The organism is Actinoplanes sp. DH11 (assembly GCF_020873875.1).
Taxonomy (GTDB): Bacteria; Actinomycetota; Actinomycetes; order Mycobacteriales; family Micromonosporaceae; genus Actinoplanes.
In genome coordinates this window covers 558,456-576,074 of record NZ_JAHWGU010000001.1, presented here as the reverse complement: position 1 = coordinate 576,074, position 17,619 = coordinate 558,456, and the positions used below count along the sequence as shown (strand labels likewise).

Annotated in this window: 18 protein-coding genes and 1 pseudogene; 9 read left to right on the top strand and 10 right to left on the bottom strand. The window is 71.0% G+C overall.

Annotation, left to right across the window (positions count from 1 at the left end; translation table 11 throughout):
- Positions 1–50 precede the first annotated feature (50 nt).
- Complete coding sequence (locus LPA41_RS02780) at positions 51–908, bottom strand: PhzF family phenazine biosynthesis protein (RefSeq protein WP_229067987.1); 858 nt, start codon at positions 906–908, stop codon at positions 51–53.
- 27 nt (positions 909–935) lie between these two features.
- Here LPA41_RS02780 and LPA41_RS02775 point away from each other — a divergent pair, with 27 nt between their 5' ends.
- The 4 genes and pseudogenes from LPA41_RS02775 to LPA41_RS02760 all read left to right on the top strand — a co-directional run.
- On the top strand, positions 936–2,216 hold the full coding sequence (locus LPA41_RS02775) for a magnesium transporter MgtE N-terminal domain-containing protein (protein ID WP_229067986.1): 1,281 nt from the start codon (positions 936–938) through the stop codon (positions 2,214–2,216).
- Positions 2,213–2,716 carry a DUF1003 domain-containing protein gene (locus LPA41_RS02770; protein WP_229067985.1) on the top strand — a complete coding sequence of 168 codons (504 nt, stop codon included), beginning with the start codon at positions 2,213–2,215 and terminating at the stop codon, positions 2,714–2,716. The genes LPA41_RS02775 and LPA41_RS02770 overlap by 4 nt, the downstream gene beginning before the upstream one ends.
- Positions 2,717–2,815: 99 nt before the next feature.
- Entirely contained in the window at positions 2,816–3,967 is a 1,152-nt protein-coding gene (locus LPA41_RS02765; RefSeq protein ID WP_229067984.1) for an Mrp/NBP35 family ATP-binding protein, read from the top strand.
- A gap of 632 nt (positions 3,968–4,599) precedes the next feature.
- Positions 4,600–4,812, top strand: a pseudogene (locus LPA41_RS02760) (transposase); the annotation flags it as partial.
- A 692-nt stretch (positions 4,813–5,504) separates the two neighbouring features.
- On the opposite strand, the gene LPA41_RS02755 reads toward LPA41_RS02760, so the two are convergent.
- Entirely contained in the window at positions 5,505–5,927 is a 423-nt protein-coding gene (locus LPA41_RS02755; RefSeq protein ID WP_229067983.1) for a preprotein translocase subunit TatB, read from the bottom strand.
- A 71-nt stretch (positions 5,928–5,998) separates the two neighbouring features.
- On the bottom strand, positions 5,999–7,252 hold the full coding sequence (locus tag LPA41_RS02750) for a S1C family serine protease (protein WP_229067982.1): 1,254 nt from the start codon (positions 7,250–7,252) through the stop codon (positions 5,999–6,001).
- Positions 7,253–7,563: 311 nt separating this feature from the next.
- Here LPA41_RS02750 and LPA41_RS02745 point away from each other — a divergent pair, with 311 nt between their 5' ends.
- Complete coding sequence (locus LPA41_RS02745; protein ID WP_229068111.1) at positions 7,564–8,115, top strand: O-methyltransferase; 552 nt, start codon at positions 7,564–7,566, stop codon at positions 8,113–8,115.
- Between the two features lie 48 nt (positions 8,116–8,163).
- On the opposite strand, the gene LPA41_RS02740 is transcribed toward LPA41_RS02745, so the two are convergent.
- Both LPA41_RS02740 and LPA41_RS02735 read right to left on the bottom strand, forming a co-directional pair.
- A complete protein-coding gene (locus tag LPA41_RS02740; RefSeq protein ID WP_229067981.1) occupies positions 8,164–9,624 on the bottom strand; it encodes a M17 family metallopeptidase in 1,461 nt (486 codons plus the stop codon).
- A 77-nt stretch (positions 9,625–9,701) separates the two neighbouring features.
- On the bottom strand, positions 9,702–9,869 hold the full coding sequence (locus LPA41_RS02735) for a DUF3117 domain-containing protein (RefSeq protein WP_014447667.1): 168 nt from the start codon (positions 9,867–9,869) through the stop codon (positions 9,702–9,704).
- Positions 9,870–10,141: 272 nt separating this feature from the next.
- On the opposite strand from LPA41_RS02735, the gene LPA41_RS02730 reads away from it, so the two are divergent.
- Both LPA41_RS02730 and LPA41_RS02725 read left to right on the top strand, forming a co-directional pair.
- Positions 10,142–10,945 carry a PaaX family transcriptional regulator C-terminal domain-containing protein gene (locus LPA41_RS02730; protein ID WP_229067980.1) on the top strand — a complete coding sequence of 268 codons (804 nt, stop codon included), beginning with the start codon at positions 10,142–10,144 and terminating at the stop codon, positions 10,943–10,945.
- An 86-nt stretch (positions 10,946–11,031) separates the two neighbouring features.
- Complete coding sequence (locus LPA41_RS02725; protein ID WP_229067979.1) at positions 11,032–11,820, top strand: enoyl-CoA hydratase-related protein; 789 nt, start codon at positions 11,032–11,034, stop codon at positions 11,818–11,820.
- Between the two features lie 41 nt (positions 11,821–11,861).
- On the opposite strand, the gene LPA41_RS02720 is transcribed toward LPA41_RS02725, so the two are convergent.
- The 5 genes from LPA41_RS02720 to ndhC all read right to left on the bottom strand — a co-directional run bounded on the left by LPA41_RS02720 (position 11,862) and on the right by ndhC (position 14,527).
- Positions 11,862–12,392: a hypothetical protein gene (locus tag LPA41_RS02720; protein WP_229067978.1), complete on the bottom strand. Its 531-nt coding sequence runs from the start codon at positions 12,390–12,392 to the stop codon at positions 11,862–11,864.
- A 24-nt stretch (positions 12,393–12,416) separates the two neighbouring features.
- Positions 12,417–12,992: a DNA-3-methyladenine glycosylase I gene (locus LPA41_RS02715; protein ID WP_229067977.1), complete on the bottom strand. Its 576-nt coding sequence runs from the start codon at positions 12,990–12,992 to the stop codon at positions 12,417–12,419.
- The gene (locus tag LPA41_RS02710; protein ID WP_229067976.1) at positions 12,989–13,492 is read right to left on the bottom strand and encodes an SRPBCC family protein; all 504 of its coding nucleotides are present in this window, start codon (positions 13,490–13,492) and stop codon (positions 12,989–12,991) included. The genes LPA41_RS02715 and LPA41_RS02710 overlap by 4 nt, the downstream gene beginning before the upstream one ends.
- Positions 13,489–14,070 carry a DivIVA domain-containing protein gene (locus LPA41_RS02705; RefSeq protein ID WP_229067975.1) on the bottom strand — a complete coding sequence of 194 codons (582 nt, stop codon included), beginning with the start codon at positions 14,068–14,070 and terminating at the stop codon, positions 13,489–13,491. Before LPA41_RS02705 ends, LPA41_RS02710 begins: the two co-directional genes overlap by 4 nt.
- Positions 14,071–14,149: 79 nt before the next feature.
- Positions 14,150–14,527: an NADH-quinone oxidoreductase subunit A gene (ndhC, locus tag LPA41_RS02700; protein ID WP_229067974.1), complete on the bottom strand. Its 378-nt coding sequence runs from the start codon at positions 14,525–14,527 to the stop codon at positions 14,150–14,152.
- Positions 14,528–14,805: 278 nt separating this feature from the next.
- On the opposite strand from ndhC, the gene LPA41_RS02695 reads away from it, so the two are divergent.
- Both LPA41_RS02695 and LPA41_RS02690 read left to right on the top strand, forming a co-directional pair.
- Positions 14,806–16,584, top strand: a complete 1,779-nt coding sequence (locus tag LPA41_RS02695; RefSeq protein WP_229068110.1) for a 2-oxoacid:acceptor oxidoreductase subunit alpha — start codon at positions 14,806–14,808, stop codon at positions 16,582–16,584.
- Positions 16,577–17,605, top strand: coding sequence for a 2-oxoacid:ferredoxin oxidoreductase subunit beta (locus LPA41_RS02690; protein ID WP_229067973.1), 1,029 nt, complete (start codon positions 16,577–16,579; stop codon positions 17,603–17,605). The genes LPA41_RS02695 and LPA41_RS02690 overlap by 8 nt, the downstream gene beginning before the upstream one ends.
- Positions 17,606–17,619 lie beyond the last annotated feature (14 nt).

Sequence of the window (17,619 nt, the reverse complement as noted above, 5' to 3'; positions counted from 1 at the left end):
ACCGGGGCCGGTCCGCGCCGGGCCGGGATCGCTGACCTGAAGGTGGCCGCTCAGCCCACGAAGGGCGGCACCGCGATCCGGCCGGAAGCGATCGGCACCACGTGACCGCTCACCGTCGCCGAGACGGCCGCACCCCCGGCGGCCGTCACCGTGCACTCCAGCAGCGACGGACGGTTCATCTCGTGGCCCTGGTGGACGAGGTAGGACGACACCCCGTCGCCGGGCAGCCGGCTCGACGCGACGAGCCACACGCCCAGGCCCAGCGCCGCCGAGCCGGTGGCCGGGTCTTCCCAGACGGCATCACCCGGCACGAAGACACGCGCATGCGCCACGCCCTCCGCCCACGCGAAGACGCACACGTCCGGGCCATCGGTGGGTCTGCGCAGCCTGGCGAGCGCGTCCCGCCGTACCGGAAGGAACACCCAGTCCAGGCCGCACCCGGCGGATCGTGCGGCAGCGGCCTCTCCCCCGGCGTAGTCCGCGGCCGTCAGGCCAAGGCCGGTGAGCAGCGGCTCGTGCGCGATCGGCTCGCCCAGCACCGGGGTTCCGCCGGTGAGCGTGGCCGAGCCGGCGGCGGTGACCTCGATCGGGAGCAGGCCGGCGCCGCACTCCTGCACCACGGTGCCCGGGCGCACGTCGCCGCGGCGCATCAGGCTGACCGCCGCACCCACCGACGGATGGCCGGCGAACGGGATCTCGCCCTCGGTCGTGAAGATCCGCACACGGTAGGTTGCGCCCACCGCGGCCGGGTTAAGTATGAAAATCGTCTCGGCCAGATTGAACTCACGCGCCAACGCGTGCATCTGGTCGGCGGCGAGGGAATCGGCACCGTACACCACCGCGAGCGGATTTCCGGCGAAAGGCCGATCGGTGAACACGTCGACGATCTCGTACGCCACGGTGGACATGTCCGGACCCTAACCTAACCTGAGGGCGTGACCATGGGGACGAGGGTTTATCTGGCTCGCCTCGCCGGGTTGCCGGTGTTCGACCCCAACGGCGACCGGGTCGGCCGGGTGCGCGACGCCGTGGTGCGGCTGCGCACCACGAACCGGCCGCCGCAGATCGTCGGGCTGGTGGCCGAGATGGCGTTGCGCCGCCGGATCTTCCTGCCGATCGGCAGGGTGACCAGCATGGACGCCGAGTCGGTCGTGCTCAGCACCGGCACCCTGAACCTGCGCCGGTTCGAGAAGCGGCAGAACGAGCTGCTGGCGCTCGAGGAACTGCTGGACCGGCGGGTCACGGTGGCCCCCGAGCACGGCGACGGCCCGGACCACATCGGGACCGTGGTGGACATCGGGATGGAGCTGAACCGGAACACCGAGTGGATCGTCACCCGGGTGGCGGTCCGCGAGCACACCGGCCGGCTGGCCCGGCGCGGGCACGTCTACCAGGCGGAGTACACCCGGATCCGCGGCCTGGTCGGCCCGGCCGACATGCAGGGCACGTCGAACCTGCTGGCGCTGCTCGACCAGATGCGCCCCGCCGACATGGCGAACGCCCTCCAGGACCTGCCGGACGCGCGCCGCAACGAGGTGGCCGCCGCGCTGAGCGACCGCAAACTCGCCGACGTGCTGGAAGAGTTGCCCGAGCACGACCAGGTGGAGATCCTGGCCCGGCTGGACCGGGAACGCGCCGCCGACGTCCTCGAACGGATGGATCCGGACGACGCCGCCGACCTGCTCGCCGAGCTGCCGAAGGCCGAGCAGGTGGTACTGCTCGACCTGATGGAGCCGGAGGAGGCCGCGCCGGTCCGGCAGCTGATGAACTACCGGCCCGGCACCGCCGGCAGCGTGATGACCTCGGAACCGGTGATCCTCACCCCGGACACCACCGTCGCCGAGGCGCTGGCCCGGATCCGGTCACCGGAACTGCACCCGGTCGTCGCGGCCCAGGTCTTCGTGGCGCGTGCGCCGAGCGCCACCCCGACCGGGAAGTACCTCGGCATGGTGCACTTCCAGCGGCTGCTCCGGGAACCGCCGGCGTCGATCGTGGGTGGGCTGGTGGACAGCGGCATCGAGCCGTTGCGCACCGAGACCAAACTGCTGGAGATCACCCGGCGGATGGCGACGTACGACCTGATCGCGATGCCGGTGGTCGACTCGACGCACCGGCTGCTCGGCGCGGTCACGGTCGACGACGTGCTTGACCATTCGCTGCCACGGGACTGGCGTGACCGCGACGCCCACGATGACGAGCAGGCGGTGCAGCAATGAGCGAACCCCGCCGGGACCGACTGGACCAGCCGATCGAGCCGGGTCGGGTGCGGCTGCCGAAATTCGACCCCGAGGCTTTCGGCCGCTGGTCCGAGGCGATCGCCCGGGCCATGGGCACGGCCAAGTTCATCGTCTACATGACGGTGCTGATCGCCGCCTGGTTCGCGTGGAACACCCTGGCGCCGGTGAACCTGCGATTCGACCCGTACACGTTCACGTTCCTCACGTTGATCCTTTCCCTGCAGGCGTCGTACGCCGCTCCGCTGATCCTTCTCGCACAGAACCGCCAGGCCGACCGGGACCGGCTGGCGATGGAGGAGGACCGGCGTCGGGCGGCCATGCAGAAGGCCGACACCGAGTTCCTGACCAGGGAGATCGCCGCGCTGCGGATCGCGCTCGGCGAGGTCGCCACCCGTGACTTCCTGCGCAACGAGTTGGGCCGGCTCGCCGACGAACTGGACGAGGCGGCTCTGCGGCGCGAGAAGCGGCGGCTGGAATAGCCCAGGCCCCGGCCCTCGCCGTGACCTGCGGGCGATCACCGGCGCACCAGCCTCACCGGGACGCGGAGTGCCCCTGACCATCGACGTAGCATTGCTGACATGTCCGCACCTGCATCGACGCTCGAGGACGCCATTCAGGCCGCATTGGCGACCGTGGACGACCCCGAGATCCGCCGCCCGATCACCGAACTCGGCATGGTTTCGGGTTTCACCGTCAGCGACAACCTCGTCAAGGTCGACCTGCTGCTCACCGTCGCCGGCTGCCCCCTGCGGGACAAGCTGAACAACGACATCACCGCCGCCGTCACCAAGATCCCCGGCATTGACCGAGTTGAGATCAACTTCGGCGTGATGAACGAGGAACAGCGCAAGGCGCTGCAGAGCACGCTGCGCGGTGGTGGCGAATCGGCGGAGCCTGTCATCCCCTTCGCCCAGCCAGGTTCCCGCACCCGGGTGTACGCGGTGGCCAGCGGCAAAGGCGGCGTCGGCAAATCCAGCGTTACCGTGAACCTCGCGGCGGCTCTCGCCAAGCGGGGCCTGTCGGTCGGCGTGGTCGACGCGGACATCTACGGCCATTCCGTGCCCCGGATGCTCGGTGTCGAGGGCAAACCCACCCGCGTCGAAGAAATGATCATGCCGCCGCAGTCGCACGGCGTGAAAGTGATCTCGATCGGCATGTTCACCGCCGGCAACGCCGCGGTCGTGTGGCGCGGCCCGATGCTGCACCGCGCACTCCAGCAGTTCCTCGCCGACGTCTACTGGGGCGACCTGGACGTGCTCCTGCTCGACCTGCCCCCGGGCACCGGCGACGTGGCCATCTCCCTGGCCCAGCTCCTGCCGAACGCCGAGATCCTCGTCGTCACCACCCCGCAGACGGCCGCCGCCGAAGTCGCCGAACGGGCCGGCGCGATCGCCCTGCAAACCCACCAGCGCCTGGTCGGCGTCGTCGAGAACATGTCCTGGCTGGAACTGCCGGACGGCTCCCGCATGGAGGTCTTCGGCTCCGGCGGCGGCGAGATCGTCGCCGAGTCGCTCACCAAGACCGTCGGCGCCCGGGTCCCGCTGCTGGGCCAGATCCCGCTCGACACCCGCGTCCGCGAAGCCGGCGACGCCGGCACCCCGATCGTCCTCGCCGACCCGGACGCCCCGGCCGCCAAGGCACTCGACGGCGTGGCCGACAAACTCGCCGTCCGCCGCGAATCCCTCGTAGGCAAACCCCTGGGCCTGATGGTCAACGCCAAACGCTCCTGACCCGGAGCCCCCGGCCCCGGCCGCCAGGCCAGCCACCCCACGATTGCCGCCAGGCAATCGCCACAAGGCCGGCCACCCCGCCCCCGTCGCCTGTCGATCACCCGGCCGGGGCTGGCCGGTCGCTCGGTCCGGCATGTCTTACTGCCCCCGTCACGCACGATCCGGGGGTGTTGTCGCCGGGCCGGGCACCGAGGCCTCGCCGGCGGAGACCAGACGTGATCAACGGGTACGGCGTGTTCCTCACCCTGGATGCCGGCAACACGGGTCATCACGCGGTCGCACCGCATCCAGCGGGCGCGGCTGCATGACGCGGCGCTGCCCACAGGCAAGGCGCGCCTGTAGACCTGGCCAACCAGCTCGCCTGGCGCAGCAGACACGGCCGGCGCGCCCGGAGCGGCGGTCACACTGGCACGGGCGGCACGCCAGGCACGGGGGCGCGGTGGGCACGCTCGGCATGGCAGGCACGCTCGGCGCATCGGTGAGGGGCCGGCGGGGGTGCATGTGGATCTGGCACGGCGGACACTCCCGGCACGGCTGGAGCGGCCGGCACACTGGCACGGGCGGCACAAGCCGGCACGGCCGGCACGAGCACGAGCGGCACCAGCGGCAATAGCGGCACCCGCTTGCGCCGGCGGCACGAGCGGCGCGGCTGGATCCTGGACATGGTCGACCAGCCCGCTTCGATCGGCGCCCTACCCGGCGCCGTGGTTGGAGCGCGTGGCACCAGATGGCCCCACCTGCCGGGCCTGGCACCGCACTGGCTCACTGACCAGCACCTTCGCACGGCGAAGACCGAAGCCCGCGACGCCTACGTGATCGCTGACGCCGCCCGGGCACTGCCGCACTGCTGCGCCGGGCCGACCCCCACAGACGTCGCACTCCGATCGTCGTCCAGCCGATGCCGCCCGCGCATCAGATCAGGACTGCCGGTTCTGGCCCCGGTGGCGCCGTTCTAGCCCGGTGGCGCCGGCCTGGACCCCGGTAGCGCCGGCCTGCCTCTACTGGTGCCGTTCTGACCCCGGTGAAGCCGGCTTGCTCGCCTCCACTGGTGCCGTCTGGCCCGCGGTGAAGCCGGGCTGGGCCGCGGTGAAGCCGGGCTGACCCGGGGTGAAGCCGCCCGTTGCTCCCGGTGGCGCCGGCCTGCCTCCACTGGTGCCGTTCTGGCCGGGTGGCGCCGGACATACCGCCCGTACCGGGCGGCCCGGTACGGGAGACCCGCACCATGGCGAGATGTTGATCTGCTAGCGCTACGAAATCGCTGTGATCATGGGGCTGAAACCGCGATTTCGCACCGCCAGCAGATCAACACCGCCATGCGAACCCACCGCAGCCAACCACGGCCACCTATCCCCGCCGCGAACCGGGGGAACGCCGACCGCAGCAGGAACCCCAACCGAGCAACGGCAACCAGCACCACGCCGCACTCCCCTACCTGGCCCACCGCCGCGAAGGAGCCCAGCCAGCCACTCCCGCGATTGCCGCCGGTTGAAAGGCGATCGCCGCGGAGCGAAGCGCAGCCAGCCAGCCAGCCAGCCAGCTAGGTCGCGTCCAAGTCGTACCGCTGCGCAGGCCGGGCCTTCTCGACCGGCGCGCTGCTGGGCACGGCCGGGCTCGCGTTCTTGAAGTCGGCTGCGGATGCCACGTCGTTCAGCTCGGATTTGACGCCGTTGAGGTCCTGCTTCACGTCGTCGAAGAGTGTCTGGAGCGGCTTGCGGATGGCCTGCTCGTCGTCTTCGCTGAGCAGGTGTTTGCGGATGAAGGCCTTCGGGTGGAGGTCTTCGAGCTGGATGTCGGTGCCGAGTTCACGGCTCAGGTCGGTGGTGGCGTTCTGCGCCATGGACCGCAGGCCGCGCAGCATCCGCAGGCCGTCGCCGATCACCTTCGGCAGGCGCTCCCCGAAGATCAGCAGCGCCAGCATCAGCAGTGCGCCGATCTCCCACCAGTTCAGATTTTCGAACACAGCTCGGCCTCCCAGGCGTCCCGGCCCAAGACTACGCACGGCGGGTGTGCGAGGGCACCCCGCCCGGTGCGTCAGTTCGTGTCTGCGGCGAGTGTCACCGAGGTGGCGTCGCCCTTGGTGCCTCGCCGGTATTCCACCGGGACGGTGGAGCCGGGTGCGTACTTGCGGACCAGCGCGATCAGGTCCGTGCCGTCTTCCAGCAGGTGCCCGTCGATCTTGGTGAGCACGTCGCCGCTGCGCAGTCCGGCGGAGGCCGCCGGGCCGGCCGGCTCGACGGCGCGGAGCCGGGCACCGCCGGCGGTCTCACCGGTCACCACTTCGGCGCCGATGACCGTACGCCTGGCCTTGCCGGTGTCGATGATGTCTTTCGCGACCCGCTCGGCCTGGTTGATCGGGATGGCGAAGGCGAGGCCGATGTTGCCGGCCTCGGTGTCGGTCGCGCCCACCGAGCGGATCACCGAGTTGACGCCGATCACCTGGCCGGCCGCGTTGACGAGCGGGCCGCCGGAGTTGCCCTGGTTGACCGCGGCGTCGGTCTGGATGGCCGCGTAGTAGCGGGTGGCGCCGCCTGCCTCGCCGGCCTGGATGGGACGGTCCAGGGCGCTGACGATGCCGGACGTGACGGTGTTGACCAGAGCCAGCGGCGAACCGAACGCGAGCACCGGGTCACCCACGGCGATGGTGTCGGAGTCGCCGAGCCGCACCGGGGCGAGCCCCGACTTTGCGACTTTGATCACTGCGATGTCGGATTCCGGATCCCGGCCGACCACCCGGGCCGAGGCCTGGGTGCCGTCGCTGAACGAGACCGCCAGGGTGTCACCGGCGTCTTCGACCACGTGGTCGTTGGTGATCACATAGCCGTTCTCGGAGACCACGAAACCGGAGCCGATCGCCCCGGTGACCCGGACCGTCACCACGCTCGGGAGCACCCGCTCGGCCACGCCGGCGAGGCTTTCGGGGGCCCGCTGGAGGGACTCTGGTGCCGGTTGGGAGGCCGCGCCGAGCTGGGTTCCACCGCCGGCCGCGAAGCCGCCGCGGACCGCGAAGACGAAGCCCAGGGTGCCGCCGAGACCGCCCGCCAACAGGGCCGTGACCAGGCAGATCGCCAGGATCGGGCCGAACGGCCGACGAGGTGCGTCGGGGTCGGGCACCACCTCCGGCTGCGGCGCGCCGCTGACCGGTGCGGCCGCGACGTGCACGGCCGCCGGGGCCCACGGGTCGCGCCACGGATCAGCCGGTGCGTCGGACCACCACGCCGACGCCGGGTCAGGTGTTCCCGGGGTGGCGGACCCCGGTGGCCGGCGCCAGTTCCAGCCGTCGGTCACGTCGGTCCTCCACTCAGTCCGCCCGGCTCCGCGCATCCAGGATGACACGGATTTGCCGAGTACCACCTTCCCACCGATTCACCGTGCGGAGCACCGTGGGTTGTTTATGCATCGACGGCGCGGTGCATCACCGGTGAGCATCGCTCTACTCTCTTATCCGATGTGCGTGGTTGCGCCACGCCCGTCACCACTGCCGCACGGAGGTCGTCATCATCGGTCCAGCCCGTTCCTTCGGTCAGCCGGCGCCGCATGCGACGCCGTTCGCCGAGACCTACGCCACCGAGGACCCGGTCCAGCAGACCGCGCGTTCCCTGGCGCACGAGCTCGGCCTGCCCTGCGTCTCACCCGGCGCGGGCTCCGTCCTGTCCCTGCTGGCTGCCGCGGGCAGCGCCAAGGCGGTGGTGGAGATCGGCACGGGTACGGGTGTCAGCGGCATCTGGCTCCTGCGAGGCATGCGTCCCGACGGCGTGCTCACCACGATCGACGTCGAGCACGAGCATCAGCGGATCGCCCGCCGGGTGTTCCAGGAGGCCGGGATCGCCCCGTCGCGTACCCGGATCATCAGCGGCCGTGCCCTGGACGTGCTGCCCCGCCTCGCCGACGGCGCCTACGACCTGATCTTCGTGGACGCGGACACCACCGAGTTCGCCGCCTGCACCGAGGCCGCCCTGCGGATGCTGCGCCCGGGCGGCATCCTGATCGTGAACGGCGCTCACGCGGGCGGCCGGATCACCGACCCGTCCGCCCGTGACGTCGACACGCTGATAGTGCGAGAGACCGTGAAAGCGATCCGCGAGTCCGAGGACTGGATCCCGGCCGTGATCCCGTCGGGCGCCGGCCTGCTGGCCGCCGTCAAACGCTGACCCGGGACGGTCGAACGCTGGCCCGGGACGGTCGACCCGGGACGGGGGTCAGGACGGCGAGGCGGAGAGCGCGGCCAGGTATCGCAGCAGCGTGCGCGCTCCCCAGCCGGTGGCTCCCTTGCTCAGGTCCAGGTCGTCGGCCTCGGCCCAGCTGGGCGCGGACATGTCCAGGTGGGCCCACCGGGTGTCGCCGAAGAAGTCGCGCAGGAACAGTGCCGCCATCACCGAGCCCGGCCCGGCGGGGGCGCTGACCCGGTCGGCGATGTCGCTGCGCAGGTTTTCCACGTAGTCGTCGGCCAGCGGGAGCCGCCACATCCGTTCGCCGGCTGCCGCGCCCGCTTCGGTGAGTGCGGCGGCCAGGTCGTCGTCGGGGCTGTAGAGGGCAGCGGTCCGTTTGCCCAGAGCCACCGCGTTGGCCCCGGTCAGGGTGGCCAGGTTGAGCACCAGGTCGGGCCGCAGCGTCTCGGCCGCGTAGGCCAGCGCGTCCGCGAGCACGATCCGGCCTTCGGCGTCGGAGTTGGTGTTCTCGCTGGTGGAGCCGTCGTAGTGGGTGATCACGTCGCCGGGGCGGAACGCGGAGCCGCTCACCGCGTTCTCGGCGAGAGGGGTGAGCGCGGTGATGCGTACCGGAAGGTTCAGGTCTGCCGCCCCGAGCGCGGCCGCGACCACCGCGGCCGCACCGCCCATGTCCTTCTTCATCAGTTTCATGCCGTCGCGCGGCTTGATCGAGATGCCGCCGGTGTCGAAGGTGATGCCCTTGCCGACCAGCACGACGTGGGTGCGGGCGCCGGCGGGCTGCCAGCTGAGTTCGACGAACCGGGGCGGTGACTCGGAGCCGCCGCCGACGGCGAGCAGGCCGCCGAACCGGGCCAGTTCGTCGCCGGAGCGGACGGTCACGGTGACGCCGGTGCGCTCGGCGGCGGCCGCGACGACCTGGCCGGCGAACCACTCGGGGTTCTTCACCGAGGACGGCGTGTTGGTCAGGTCCCGGGCGAGCCAGGTGGCGCGGGCGGTGATCTGCGCCTGGGTGAGGCTCTGCTCGTACGACTCGGGGGTGCCGGTGATGATCCGCACTTCGCCGGACCGGGGCGCTTTCGGCGCGTCGCGGTACCGGTAGCCGCCCAGCCAGATCCCTTCGGCGAGGCTGCGCAGCGCGGCCTGACCGGCGTCCGCCGGCAGTCGCACCTCGAGCACCTCGTCGGCTGCGGCGGCCCGGACGGCGGCGGCTCCGGCGGCACGCCAGCCGGCTTCGTCGCCGTCGCCGGTGCCGGTGAGCAGCACCCGGGCCGGGCGGTTCAGGGGGCGCGGCAGCACGGTGACCTGGCCGGCCTGCGCGGCGCCGGTGGTCTGCGCGACAAGTGCGGCGGTCTCGGCGTCCAGCGCGGCGGCGTTCGGCTCCCCAGCGGAGGCGGCAGATGCGGCGGAGGCGGAGGCCGGCCCATCGGGGCCGACCGGTACGACCCAGGTGGCCGCCTCGTCAGCGGTCGTGGTCAAGCGGATTGCGAACACGGGAGGATGACCTTTCCGTAAGACGTGGAAAGCCCGCCGGTACGGGCGGTACCGTACCGGCGGGCTCGCGTGAAACGTCAGCCGGCGATCGACTTCAACGCGTCACCCAGCGCGTTGGCCTCGTCCGGAGTCATCTCAACGACGAGACGGCCACCACCTTCCAGCGGGACGCGCATGACGATGCCACGACCCTCCTTGGTGACCTCCAGCGGACCATCGCCCGTCCGCGGCTTCATCGCCGCCATCTTGTCTCCCCTCAGACCTACGTCAGGGTTGGTGGGTTGCCCCACAGCCATTGCTCCTGGAATGCCAGCAGCCACGTCACGTGCTCAGCCCCACGCGACGCGGTGCTCGTTTCCGACCGGCGGCCGTACAGGCCGTTTCACGTGTCAACGCGTTGCGGCCCACCGTGCCGATCAAACATTTTCCCTGATGAACACCGGCGAACCCAAACCCAGCCCGGGCGGATGTGACAGCGTCTAGCATATCGTCTTTCGGGCTGTCACAATGTGCGGTCATGCAGGCGCGGTCCGCACTCTTCGACCTGTACGGCGATTACCTGCGCGCCAGGGGCTCCCGGGCCCCGGTCGCGGCCCTCGTGCGCCTACTCGCCCCACTGCAGATCGCGGCGCCCGCAGTCCGTACGGCAGTGTCGCGAATGGTGCGACAAGGTTGGCTTCATCCGCTCCGTCTGGCCTCCGGTCCGGGCTATCTGCTCACGCCGAAGGCCGCCCGGCGGCTCGACGAGGCCGCCACCCGGGTGTACCGAACCGGTCGCGGTGGCTGGGACGGCCGCTTCGACATGGTCCTGTTGCACGAGGCGCCCCTGGCCCGGCGGGAGGCCACCCGGCTGGCCTTCCTCGGCTACGGTCCGCTCAGCGACGACGTGTGGGTGGCGCCGCGGGCCTCGGACGAGCTGGCGGGCACGCTGACCGAGGCGGGAGTGACCTACGCACGGTTCAGCGCCAGCCACACGGCCGGTTCCGACATCGTCGGCCGGGCCTGGGACCTGGGCCGCATCGGACGGTCTTACGAGGAGTTCGAGGACTCCCTGCGCCCGATCGTCAAGGCGGTCACCTCGCGCAGCTCCGATGAGGAGGCGTACGCCGCCCGGTTCCAGCTGGTGCACGCGTGGCGGTCGTTCCTCTTCCAGGACCCGCAGCTGCCCTCCTCGCTGCTGCCACCGGGGTGGCCGGGAGTGCGTGCGGCGGCCTTCTTCGACAAGCACGCGCACCGGCTGCGACCCGCCGCCGACCGCTATGTCGAACGGTGCCTGCAATCGGCCGCACGTGGTGGCCGTGTGGGATTCTCAGAGTCTTGACCGACTGCACCGAGCGGCACCTGGCCGCAGCGGACCCACAGCGCTGCAGGCGAGGGCCAGGAGGGCAAGACAAAGGCAGGCACCGCATGAGCGACCCGCTCCTCGTCGACCGCACCGACGCCGTCGTCACCCTGACCCTGAACCGCCCCGAGGCGATGAACTCCTTCACCGTCGACCTCAAGGAGGCGCTGCGGGACACCCTCGCCCAGCTGGAGAGCGACCGGTCGTGCCGGGCCATCGTGCTCGCCGGCGCGGGGAACGCCTTCTGCGGCGGCCAGGACCTCAAGGAGCACGCGGCCCTGCTGGAGGCAGGCTCGACGGACCTGAACACGGTCCAGGTGCACTACAACCCGATCGCGCAGCGACTGGCGAACATGCCGAAGCCGGTCGTCGCGGCGGTGCGGGGCATGGCTGCCGGTGCCGGTGCGTCGCTCGCCCTGCTCGCCGACTTCCGGATCGGCGGGCCGTCGACGAAGTTCCTGATGGCGTTCGCGAACGTCGGCCTGGCCGGCGACAGCGGCATCTCCTGGTCGCTGCCCCGGATCGTCGGGCACGCCAAGGCGGTCGAGCTGCTGCTGCTGGCGCAGCCGGTGCGCGCCGAGGAGGCCGACCGGATCGGCATGCTGACCAGGCTGACGGAGACCGACGAGGAGGTGCTGCCGGCCGCGCAGGAGATGGCGGCGCGGCTCGCGGCCGGTCCGACGGTGGCCTACGGCGCGATCAAGCGGGAGCTCTCGATCGGCGACGCCGGCACGCTCTCCGACGCTCTCGCGGCCGAGGCACAGGCCCAGTCGATCTGTGGCGGCACCGAGGACCACCGGGCCGCCGTCAACGCCTTCCTGAACAAGCAGAAACCGGTCTACAACGGCCGCTGAGCCGTCGTCGCCCCGCGGCCGCCGGTCGCGGGGCACCGGCCTCAGTCGTCCTCTTCCTCGTCCTCTTCCTCGGGGTCCTGGTTCGCCTCGGCACCCAGCACGAACGCCTGCATCGCGAGCTCGTCGCCGGAGGGCCACACATAGGTGGGCAGCTCCTGCGGGCCCAGCTCGGACACGTGCGACCAGAACTGCCGCACCGCCTCGGCCGGCGTGGTCGCCTCGATCGGCATCGCCACGCTGACCAGCCACGACTTCTTGTCGGCCGGCGGGCTGAGCCGGTCGGCCAGCCGCCGGAAGAGTTCGTCGCCGACCGCTGTCACCGGACTGTCGGCGGCCAGCTCCCCGGCCGGGACCGGCTCGTCGAACGAGCGCCGCAGGTAACCGAGCACCAGGTCGCCGCCGCCGGACTTCTCCACCCGGGCCAGCGCCACGACGTTCTCCCCGGCGACCAGCAGCACCTCGTCACCGGTGGCGGCCTCGCTCGGGCCGCTCGGCACCGTCACGACGTCGCGCTCGAACAACCGCTCGACTGCCCACTGCTCGTCCGGGATGATCACTGACCACTGCGCCATGGGTCCATCTCATCACGGGCTCGGTCACGCGGTGAGCGGTGGGACCCAGCAGCCGGCCAAGTGGTCGTCCACCATGCCGGTGGCCTGCATCAACGCGTACGCCGTGGTGGGTCCGACGAACTTGAATCCCCGCTTCTTCAGGGCCTTGGCGAGCGCCGTCGACCCGGGCGTGACCGCCGGGACGTCGGCCCTCGTCGCCGGGCGTGGCCGCGCGGCCGGGGCGAACGACCAGAGCAGGGCGGCGAGGCCCTCCGGCAGCTCGGCCGCGACCCTGGCGTTGTGCAGCGCGGCGTCGATCTTCATCCGGTTGCGGACGATGCCGGCGTCGGCCATCAGCCGGGTGGCATCGGCCTCGGTCCAGGTCGCCACCTTCGCGATCGAGAAGCCGTCGAAGGCCGCGCGGAACGCCTCCCGCTTGCGCAGGATGGTGATCCAGGCCAGCCCGGACTGGAAGGCCTCCAGGATGAGCCGTTCGAAGAGCGCGTCGTCACCGCGGACCGGCCGGCCCCACTCGGTGTCGTGGTAGAGCGCGTAGTCCGGCGAGCCGCCGCCCCAGAAGCAGCGGGCCCGCCCGTCGGCGCCGGTGACCAGGTCGGTCACGGGATCTGGCCCTGCTCCACGAGCCGGCCGAACTTGCGCAGCGCACCGGTGAAGCCGAGTTTCGAGCCGGGCCAGAGCACCGGCCGGGCGATCTTGCCGACCGGGCCGGCGGGCAGGTGGTACCACTCGTGCAGGACCACCTGGGTACGGTCGCCGCTCATCGCGGTGCACCGCATCGAGCCGGGGCCGCGCAGCACCTTCCCGCAGTGCACCACCCGCACCTCGAACGGCGCGTTCACCTTGACCACGCGCAGCTCGTCGCGGAGCACCGCGGGCCCGAGCGTGGTGACCGCCTCGACCAGGCTGCCCTCGCCTCCGTCGCCCTCGACCACCCGGACCCGGGTGAACGGGATCCACTCGGACTGCTTCTCCCAGTCCATGAACGCGGCGAAGACCGTGGACGCGGGCGCGTTGACGATCACCGTGGCGGTGAACTCGCCGGAACCGGGCCGGGCCGCATCGCCCAGCCCCGGGGCTGGGCCGTCGTGCGGGCCGCTCATCGGCCGCCCTTCTCCTTGTCCGGCGTGGTGGCCCGGGGCGGCACCGCGGCCACCTCGGCGACCGGGTCCTCCTTTCCGATCACCAGCAGGTCGGTGTGCGGCGCCTGCTCCGCACCGGTGCCCGTCGCGGCGCCGGGCTGCGTGCCACCCGCCTCGGCGCCACCCGTCTCCGTGGCACCGACGAGCGTCTCCGTGCCACCGGTGGGCGGGGGCGGCGGCGCCGCGGCGGCCTCCCGGGCCCGGCGCAGGGCGTCGGCGTCCTCGAGCCGGCCGTCGCGCAGCGCGGCCACCTCGGCCTCGAGCACGCCGATCAGCTCACCCTTGTAGCCGATGTCGTACGCGGCGCGCTGCAACGCCTGGTCCACCTGGTTCATCCGGTAGCCGCGCCAGACGGTGTCGAACCGGGTGCCGGCGATGTCGGACTCGCCGAGCGGCCGGTCACTCGGCAGCGGCACCGCACGTCCGTCGGGCTCGACCGGGGTCAGCCCGGAGTCGCCCCCGCTCAGCAACACGGTCACGCCGAAGACAATCGTCGCGACGACCAGAGCCACGACGATGAAGAGCAGAAGCTGACCCATGCGCACGATGTTGGCATGTCGGCTTTCCGGTGGCGAGCCCGCCACCCGGTCGGCGTCGTCCGGTCCGGACGGCCGTCGCTCAGGTCCAGGTCAGGATGCGCTTGCGCCAGGCGTAGAGGATGCCCAGCGCGAGGACGGCGACGAACACGCCCATCTCGGCGATCGCGGCGCCGCCGAACTCCGGGCGGTCGAAGATCACGGCCCACGGGAAGAGAAATACGGCTTCCACGGCAAACAGCACATAAAGGTACGCGTAGACGTAGTACCTGATCTGCGCCTGAGCCCAGTCGCCGCCCACCGGATCGATGCCGCTCTCGTACGAGATCCGCTTGCCGTGCGGCTCCGCCGGGTTCGCCGGGCGCAACAGCCGGTTGGCGCCGAAGGCCGCCACGAACAGCAGCACTCCGGCGGCGAGCACGAGTCCGAGGGTGGCGTACGAACCGAGATATCCGTCCACGATCGGGGAGCCTAACCGAACAGCGGCCGCGGATTACGTGCCGCATGGTGGACATTGCTGGCTGGATCTTCGACCACACCGCTACCGTGGGCAACGGTCCGGGGCCTCTTCGTAAGGAGTGGCGACGTAGTCTGGAAGTGACGAACTGCGGCCTGGCCATCGACAGACTTAAGCTGCCGGACCGCGTCCTATGGAGGTTCAACGTGGCCGCTCCCGCCAAGCGAGTCGAGCAGCTGGACCGGGTAGTCATCCGATTCGCCGGCGACTCCGGTGATGGCATGCAGCTCACCGGGGACCGATTCACGTCGGAAACCGCGCAGCTCGGTAACGACATCTCGACCCTGCCAAACTTCCCCGCCGAGATCCGTGCGCCGGCCGGCACCCTGCCCGGCGTCTCCAGTTTTCAGGTGCACTTCGCCGACTACGACATCCTGACACCGGGCGACGCACCGAACGTGCTCGTCGCGATGAACCCGGCCGCCCTCAAGGCCAACCTCGCCGAGCTGCCCGCCGGCGCCGACATCATCGTGAACACCGACGAGTTCACCAAGCGGAACCTGTCCAAGGTGGGCTACGCGGTGAGCCCGCTGGAGGACGGTTCCCTCGACGGGTACGCGGTGCACCCGGTCGCACTGACCTCGATGACCATCGGGGCGCTCGCCGAGACCGGCGTCGCCAAGAAGGACGCCGAGCGCGCCAAGAACATGTTCGCCCTGGGCCTGCTCAGCTGGATGTACTCGCGGCCCTTCGAGTCCACGCTGCGGTTCCTGGAGCGCAAGTTCGCCAAGCGCCCCGACCTCGTCGAGGCGAACAAGACCGCGTTCCAGGCCGGGTGGAACTACGGCGAGACCACCGAGGCCTTCACCGTGCGGTACGAGGTGAAACCGGCCCGGATGCGACCCGGCACCTACCGGAACATCACCGGCAACCAGGCGCTCGCCCTCGGGCTGGTGGCGTCGGCGGTCCGGTCCCGGCTGCCGCTCTTCCTCGGCGCCTACCCGATCACCCCGGCGTCGGACATCCTGCACGAGATCTCCAAGCACAAGCGGTTCGGCATCACCACGGTGCAGGCCGAGGACGAGATCGCCGCGATCGGGGCTGCGCTCGGCGCGTCGTACGGTGGCGCCCTCGGGGTGACCACCACGTCCGGGCCGGGTGTGGCGCTCAAGAGCGAGACCATCTCGCTCGCCATCGCCCTGGAGCTGCCGCTGGTGATCGTCGACGTGCAGCGGGCCGGGCCTTCCACCGGCATGCCGACCAAGACCGAGCAGGCCGACCTCAACATGGCCCTGTTCGGCCGGCACGGCGAGGCGCCGCTCGCGGTGATCGCGCCGAGGTCGCCGTCGGACTGCTTCCACGCCGCCCTCGAGGCGTCGCGGATCGCGCTCACCTACCGCACGCCGGTCATCCTGCTCTCCGACAACTACGTGGCGAACGGTTCCGAGCCGTGGATGCTGCCGTCGGTCGACGAGCTGCCGGACATCTCGGTCGCGTTCACCACCGCGCCGAACGCGCCGGACGGCAAGTTCCTGCCCTACCTGCGGGATCCGGAAACGCTTGCCCGCCCGTGGGCGATTCCCGGGACACCGGGGCTGGAGCACCGGATCGGCGGCCTGGAGAAGGCCGACAAGACCGGCGACATCTCGTACGATCCGGCCAACCACGAGCACATGGTGCGCATCCGGCAGGCGCGCATCGACGCGATTCCGGTGCCGGACGTCGACGTCGAGGACCCGCAGGAGAACGCCCGCGTCCTGGTCCTCGGCTGGGGCTCCACCTACGGCCCGATCGGCGCCGCCTGCCGCGCCCTGCGCCAGCGCGGCCTGCCGATCGCCCAGGCCCACCTGCGGCACCTGTCGCCGCTGCCGGCCAACCTCGGCGAGGTGCTCGCCGGTTACGACAAGGTCGTGGTCCCGGAGATGAACCTCGGTCAGCTGGCCTCGGTGATCCGCGCGAAGTACCTCATCGACGCGATGCCGTTCAACCAGGTCAGTGGCCTTCCGTTCACCGCCGCCACGCTGGAGAGCATGCTGGAGGACGTGGTCAAGAATGGCTGACACCATCCCGCTCACCCCGGTGAAGCTGACCGCCAAGGACTTCAAGTCCGACCAGGAGGTGCGCTGGTGCCCGGGCTGCGGCGACTACGCGATCCTGGCCGCCGTGCAGCAGTTCATGCCGGAGCTCGGGATCCCGCGGGAGAACATCGTCTTCGTCTCCGGGATCGGCTGCTCGTCCCGCTTCCCGTACTACATGAACACCTACGGCATGCACTCGATCCACGGCCGTGCCCCGGCGATCGCGACAGGTCTCTCCACTTCTCGTCCCGACCTGAGCGTCTGGGTGGTCACCGGTGACGGCGACGCGCTCTCGATCGGCGGCAACCACCTGATCCACGCGCTGCGCCGCAACGTGAACCTGAAGATTCTGCTCTTCAACAACCGGATCTACGGGCTCACCAAGGGCCAGTACTCGCCGACCTCGGAGATCGGCAAGATCACCAAGTCGACGCCGGCCGGTTCGGCGGACTCGCCGTTCAACCCGCTCTCGCTCGCACTCGGCGCCGAGGCCACGTTCGTGGCGCGGACCATCGACTCGGACCGCAAGCACCTCCAGTCGGTGCTGCGCGCCGCGGCCGGCCACGAGGGCTCGGCGTTCGTCGAGATCTACCAGAACTGCAACATCTTCAACGACGGCGCGTTCGACCTGATCAAGGACCCGTCCGCCCGCGACGAGCACCTGATCCGGCTCGAGCAGGGCCGGCCCATCACCTTCGGCGCCGACGACCGCTTCTCCGTCGTGCATCCCGAGGGCAGCTTCGGGCTGAAGGTGCAGGAGGGCGGCAGCGCGATCGTCCACGACGCGACGGTCGACGACCCGGCGTACGCGTTCGCCCTCTCCCGCCTCTCCGGCTCCGAACTCACCACCACCCCGATCGGGGTGTTCCGCGACGTGCAGCGCCCGTCCTACGACGAGATCGTCCGCAAGCAGGTGCTGGACGCCCGGGCCCAGTCCACCGGCACCCCCGAGGAGATGCTGGGCGAACTCCTCAGCGCCGGCGACACCTGGACCATCCTGTAAGGCCGAGTGGCCCG

Bases quoted from the DNA above. Each gene is read 5' to 3' on its own strand.
- LPA41_RS02765 (WP_229067984.1), top strand. From the start codon at position 2,816: ATGTCCGCACCTGCATCGACGCTCGAGGACGCCATTCAGGCCGCATTG.
- LPA41_RS02695 (WP_229068110.1), top strand. From the start codon at position 14,806: ATGCAGCTCACCGGGGACCGATTCACGTCGGAAACCGCGCAGCTCGGT.
- LPA41_RS02720 (WP_229067978.1), bottom strand. From the start codon at position 12,392: ATGGCGCAGTGGTCAGTGATCATCCCGGACGAGCAGTGGGCAGTCGAG.
- LPA41_RS02730 (WP_229067980.1), top strand. From the start codon at position 10,142: ATGCAGGCGCGGTCCGCACTCTTCGACCTGTACGGCGATTACCTGCGC.
- LPA41_RS02735 (WP_014447667.1), bottom strand. From the start codon at position 9,869: ATGGCGGCGATGAAGCCGCGGACGGGCGATGGTCCGCTGGAGGTCACC.
- LPA41_RS02780 (WP_229067987.1), bottom strand. From the start codon at position 908: ATGTCCACCGTGGCGTACGAGATCGTCGACGTGTTCACCGATCGGCCT.
- LPA41_RS02690 (WP_229067973.1), top strand. From the start codon at position 16,577: ATGGCTGACACCATCCCGCTCACCCCGGTGAAGCTGACCGCCAAGGAC.
- LPA41_RS02710 (WP_229067976.1), bottom strand. From the start codon at position 13,492: ATGAGCGGCCCGCACGACGGCCCAGCCCCGGGGCTGGGCGATGCGGCC.
- LPA41_RS02725 (WP_229067979.1), top strand. From the start codon at position 11,032: ATGAGCGACCCGCTCCTCGTCGACCGCACCGACGCCGTCGTCACCCTG.
- LPA41_RS02770 (WP_229067985.1), top strand. From the start codon at position 2,213: ATGAGCGAACCCCGCCGGGACCGACTGGACCAGCCGATCGAGCCGGGT.
- LPA41_RS02705 (WP_229067975.1), bottom strand. From the start codon at position 14,070: ATGGGTCAGCTTCTGCTCTTCATCGTCGTGGCTCTGGTCGTCGCGACG.